The organism is Streptomyces sp. YIM 98790 (assembly GCF_011421595.1).
Taxonomy (GTDB): Bacteria; Actinomycetota; Actinomycetes; order Streptomycetales; family Streptomycetaceae; genus Streptomyces.
The window spans coordinates 1-5473 of sequence record NZ_WTLH01000280.1; the positions used below are offsets into that span (position 1 = coordinate 1).

A 5473-nucleotide genomic window follows, 5' to 3' on the forward strand; every position below is an offset into this window, starting at 1 on the left:
GGCGCCGGCCCGGCCCGGCCCGGCGCACCCGGGCGGCCGGGCTGCGCTCCGCCGCCCTCGCGGGCGCGCCGGGTGAGCTGGCCGACCCGGCGCAGCACGAAACGCTCGTCGGCGATGCCCACCAGCCCGGCCAGCCGGACCGCGTACTCGTGCTGGATGGCCGGGTCCTTGATGCCGGCCACCACCGGAGCGGCGGCCTCCAGCGCGGCGGAACGGCCCTCGGCGGTCTCCAGGTTGTGCTCGTCCACCACCGAGCGCAGGGCGAACTCGAACAGCGGGCTGCGCCCCGCGACCAGGCCGCGCACCGCCTCGTCGCCCTCGGAGCGGCGCAGGTCGCACGGGTCCATGCCGCCGGGAGTGATGGCGATCCAGGTCTTGCTGGCGAACTTCTGGTCGTCCTCGAAGGCACGCAGCGCGGCCTTGCGGCCGGCCGCGTCCCCGTCGAAGGTGAAGATCACCTCGGAGCGGGAGTTGTCCATCAGCAGCCGCCGCAGGATCTTGATGTGGCCCTCGCCGAAGGCGGTGCCGCAGGTGGCGATGGCGGTGGTGACCCCGGCCAGATGGCAGGCCATGACATCGGTGTAGCCCTCGACCACCACCGCCTGGTTGGCCTTGGCGATGTCCTTCTTGGCCAGGTCGATGCCGTAGAGCACCTGGCCCTTGCGGTAGATCGGGGTCTCGGGGGTGTTGAGGTACTTGGGGCCGGTGTCGTCCTCGCGCAGACGGCGGGCGCCGAACCCGACCACCTCGCCGGTCACGTCCCGGATCGGCCAGAGCAGCCGGCCGCGGAACCGGTCGATCGGCCCGCGGCGGCCCTCCTGGGCGATGCCGGAGAGGATCAGCTCCTTGTCGGTGAAGCCGCGGCCGCGCAGGAAGCGCACCGCGTGGTCCCAGCCCGCCGGGGCGTAGCCCACGCCGAAGTGCTCGGCGGCCGCCTGGTCGAAGCCCCGCTCGTCCAGGAAGCGGCGGGCGATCTCGGCCTCGGGGCCGCCGAGCTGCTCGCTGTAGTAGGCCGCGGCGGCCTTGTGCGCCTCGACCAGCCGGGTGCGCTCGCCCTGCTGGCTGGCCCGGCCGTATCCGCCCTCCTCGTAGCGCAGGGTGATGCCGGCCTGGGCGGCCAGCCGCTCCACCGCCTCGGAGAACGACAGGTGCTCGACCTTCTGCACGAAGTCGAAGGTGTCCCCGCCCTCCTGGCAGCCGAAGCAGTGGTAGAGCCCCTTGCTGGGGCTGACGTGGAACGAGGGGCTCTTCTCGTCGTGGAACGGGCACAGGCCCTTGAGATTGCCGCCGCCGGCGTGGCGCAGCTGGAGATAGTCGGAGACCACGGCGTCGATCGGGACCGCGTCCCGCACCCGCCGCACGTCCTCGTCCCTGATCCTCCCGGCCACGCCCCGAGTCTACGGCCCCGCACTGACGCTCCCGCCGGTCAGGCGGGCCCGCCGGGCCCGGTGAGGAGGCGGAAGAGGTGGGCGCAGGCCTCGGACTCGGTGCCGAAGCGTGCGGCCACCTCGTGCCGGCCGCGTTCGTACACGCCCGTCTCCCACGCCCCGCCGCGCCGGCGCAGGAAGAGGTGATCGACGGGCGTGGGCGCGGGCTCGTGGACGCCCTCGATGACGTAGTAGCCCCCGGGCACCCGGGCCTCGCGCAGCATGCGGTGCAGCGTGCGGCGGTCCACCGGGCCACCGGGCTACCGGGCGGCGGCGGCAGCGGGGACGGGGAGGTCCGACGGGCTGAGGACCCGCTTCAGGTAGCCGGCGGCGATCAGCCAGGCCACGTCGATGCGCTCGAAATCCTCGGACATGAACCTTGCGTCGAGCATGAACTGCTGCCCGCCGCCGGGCTGTTCGAACCAGGCGGCGGTGGTGCCCGCCCACACCGTGAACGGCCGGAGGACCTCGTACTGCCGGTAGTCGCAGGGGACTTCCGGGTCGCGGGTGTTCAGGCTCTGCGGCGGCAGCGACCGCTCCTTGAAGAGGGTGCCGGCCGGGGCGAGGAAACGGCCGCGCTCGGAGCCGAACCGGTCGATCACGCTCCCCCTCTCCAGCCGCATCGGGTACTTGTCGACGTGGCCGTTGATCTCTGCGAATCCGTCGTTCGGGGGGTACCTCCAGCCGCCGCTCTCCGGCGATCCCCGCCAGTATTTCCGCAGGAACTCCTCGGAGGAGAGGAGGCCGGTGCGCCGCCAGTCCTCCAGCAGGGGACCCACCGGTCGCTCCCCCGGCGCCGGCAGCACGGCCGGTCCGAGCCGGGCGTCGTTCTCGAACCGGCCGACGCAGACCGGTGCCGCCGCGGCGCTCCCCGCCTCGGCCGCCGCGGGTGCCGCGGGTGCCGCGGCGGGCGCCGCCGTGGGCGCCGCCCCGGCGCCGGCCGTCGTGCACAGCACGATCAGCGTGCTCAGACCGGCCAGCAGACCGGCCCGCACGTTCCGCCATTTCCTCAACAGATCCTCCAGCGCGATCGGTACGGCAGAGTGCACGCTGTTTTACGCACAGCAGCCGCACCGGCCCGGAGGCGCAGGCGGGAACATCACCCGTACGGGTGGCGGGCGCCCGGGAACGGCGAGGTCAGGAAGCAGCGGGGTCAGGGAGCAGCGGGGTCAGGGAGCAGCGGGGTCAGGGAACGGCGAGGTCGGGAGACGGCGGAGCCGGGGAACGGCGGAGCCGGGAATGACGNACGGCGAGGTCGGGAGACGGCGGAGCCGGGGAACGGCGGAGCCGGGAATGACGGCGCCGAGGGGGCCGGGGTGCGGCGGGTCAGACGATGTCGAGGACGTCGTCCACGGGGCGGCGCGGAGTGGCGGGGATCTTGGGGCCGTAGCCGATGCGCAGCACCATCTGCACATATCCCATGCCGGTGGCCGGGTCGCGCACCGGCCAGCGCAGATCCTCCCAGTCCAGCGCCTGGGAGGTGAGGGAGACGGACAGGCCGCGCAGGGTGGCGGTGAGCAGCACCCGCTCCAGGGCCTCGCCCGCGCGCAGCCAGTCGAAGGGGCGGTCCTCGGTGGTGCCGAGCAGCGCGAGCTGCGGCGCCGCCTCGAACACGGCGGATTCCCGGTCACCGGCACGGCCGGCACCCGCGGGGCCGCCCGTGCCGCGGCCGGCGAAGTCGCGGATCACCCGGTGGCCGTCGCGCTCCCGCGGGCCGAAGGCGTACTCGGGTACCCCGTCCACCGCGGTCTCGGCCTCGGTGCCGGTGCGGGTCCAGCGCTCCAGGTCCTTCAGGCGTCCGGGGTCGGTGGCGTCCCGGCCCTCGGCGTCCCGGATGAGCTCCAGCACGTTCTCCGAGTGCCACTCGGCGGGAAAGACGAGCTGGGCGCCCTCCCTTGCGGCGGCGTCGGCGAGCTGGGCGCGCAGCACCTCGTGCACCGGCTCGTCCCGGAACGGAAAGCGGTTGGTGTGGCGGCGGAAGACCGCGGAACCGAGCGGGATCAGCCCGGCCGGGTCCTCGTGTCCGGCCGAGGCGGGCCGCAGCCGCGGCCGGTCGGGCTCCGGGCCAGGTTCCAGGCGTTCCAGGCGTTCCAGGCCGATGGTGGCCAGCAGCCGGGGGTCCTCGGGCGCGGGCAGCAGCCGGACGGCCGCGTCCCAGCCGGCCTCGGCCGCGGCCACCCGGAGGTTGAACACGGCCGCGCCGCAGCCGATGTGCAGGCCCCGCCCGGTGGGATCGGTGTGCGGCAGCACGCGGGTGAGATCGGCCCAGAGCTGGAGGGTGCCGCTGTCCCGCAGCAGGCGGAACCGCCAGGGCTGGGCGTTGTGCATGGACGGGGCGGCGGTGGCGGCCCGGACCAGTGACCGTGCCGTCTCCACGCCGACGAGTTCTGGCTGCACCTGGGGTCTCCCTCCGGCTCGGTGTCCCCTGCGTGCGGTCCCCGCGTACGGTTTCTTGCGTGCGTCCCGATCTTCAGCCTAGTGCGGGCGGGGCCCCCGCGCCGAGGCGGGCCCGGCAAAGGAACGCCCAGGCCAAAGGCGCGCAAGCGGCACCGGCCCGGAAACGGGCAGGGCCGGGCTCAGGGCTGCGGCAGGAGCGCGGCGAGGTCGAGGTGCGGGTCGGTGAGCGCCCCGGGGTCGACGGGGCGGCCGGAGCGGATGAGTGCCTGGATGGTCTCGGCGACGTCCCAGGTGTTGGCGTTCAGCCCGGCCAGCACCCGGCCGTCCCGGTCCAGCCAGAAGGCGATGAAGCAGCGCTTGCCCGCGTCGCCGCGGAAGACCACCCGGTGGTACCCGCCGGGCGGCGCCCAGCCGGAGTACTCCAGGCCCACGTCGTACTGGTCGGAGAAGAAGTACGGCACCCGGTCGTAGGGCCGGCCCCGGCCCAGCATGGAGCGGGCCGCGGCCGGGCCGGAGTGCAGGGCGTTGGCCCAGTGGTCCACCCGGCGCCGCTCGCCGTCCGCCCCGCCCGGCAGCGTCACCGAGGCGGCGTCCCCGGCGGCGAAGATCCGCGGGTCGCTGGTGCGCAGTCCGCCGTCCACGGCGATGCCGCCGCCCTCGGCGATCTCCAGTCCGGCGGCGGCGGCCAGCGCGGTGCGCGGTGCCGCGCCGATGGCGGCCAGTACGGCGCGGGCCGGCAGCAGTTCGCCGTCGGCGGTGCGTGCCCCGGCCACCATGCCGCGGTCGCCGGTGACGGCGGCCAGCCGGGTGCCGAAGCGGAACTCCACGCCGTGCTCACGGTGCAGTTCCGTGAAGACGGCGCCCAGTTCCGGGCCGAGCACCTGGTGCAGCGGGCAGGGGTCCGGTTCCACGACGGTGACCGGCACCCCCAGGGTGCGGGCCGCGGCGGCGACCTCCAGGCCGATCCAGCCCGCGCCGGCGATCACCAGCGGGGCGTCGTCGTGGTGGCCGCCGGTGAGCACGCCGCGCAGGTGGTCGGCGTGCGCCACCCGGCGCAGGTGGTGCACCCCGGCGAGATCGGTGCCGGGGATGCCCAGGCGGCGGGGCTCGGCACCGGTGGCCAGCAGCAGGGCGTCGTAGGGCACGCGGGTGCCGTCGCCGAGCCGGACCTCGCGGGCGGCGCGGTCGATCCGCACGGCGGGCTGGCCCAGGTGCAGTTCGACCCGGTTGCCCGCGTACCAGGCGGGCGGGTGGACGTGGAGCTTCTCCCGGTCGGTGCTGCCGGTCAGGTAGCCCTTGGACAGCGGGGGCCGCTCGTAGGGGTGTTCGTGCTCGTCGCCGATGAGGATGACCCGACCGCCGAAGCCCTCCTTGCGCAGGGTCTCGGCGGCCTTGGCGCCGGCCAGCCCTCCGCCGATGATGACAAACGTCCGGTATGTACCGTCCACGCGATGCCTCCTCGCCCGCGGCTGCCCCTCTTCCTTGGAGCGTGCCCCACCGGACACCGCCCCGGGAAGGGGGCGGGTGGCCCCCGGACGGGCAAGATCCCCCCCGGTCCCGGCGGTTGACCGCCGCCCGGCGCCCCCGCGCACGCGCCCGGTGCGCACCGGGCTCCGCGCGGCCCCGCCCGGCCCGTCCCCCCCGGCGGC

General features: G+C 75.1%; 5 protein-coding genes. All 5 read right to left on the reverse strand.

The annotated features are described in order from the left end of the window. A partial coding sequence (gene dnaG, locus GQS09_RS26615) for a DNA primase (RefSeq protein ID WP_165990092.1) occupies positions 1-1388 on the reverse strand: 1388 nt, incomplete at its 3' end. A 38-nt stretch (positions 1389-1426) separates the two neighbouring features. Next, on the reverse strand, positions 1427-1675 hold the full coding sequence (locus tag GQS09_RS26620; protein ID WP_313896351.1) for a hypothetical protein: 249 nt from the start codon (positions 1673-1675) through the stop codon (positions 1427-1429). Positions 1676-1687: 12 nt separating this feature from the next. Further along, the gene (locus GQS09_RS26625) at positions 1688-2422 is read right to left on the reverse strand and encodes a TNT domain-containing protein (protein WP_313896352.1); all 735 of its coding nucleotides are present in this window, start codon (positions 2420-2422) and stop codon (positions 1688-1690) included. A gap of 331 nt (positions 2423-2753) precedes the next feature. Further along, the gene (locus GQS09_RS26630) at positions 2754-3824 is read right to left on the reverse strand and encodes an Acg family FMN-binding oxidoreductase (protein WP_165990093.1); all 1071 of its coding nucleotides are present in this window, start codon (positions 3822-3824) and stop codon (positions 2754-2756) included. Between the two features lie 179 nt (positions 3825-4003). Next, complete coding sequence (locus GQS09_RS26635; RefSeq protein WP_165990094.1) at positions 4004-5272, reverse strand: FAD-dependent oxidoreductase; 1269 nt, start codon at positions 5270-5272, stop codon at positions 4004-4006. Positions 5273-5473 lie beyond the last annotated feature (201 nt).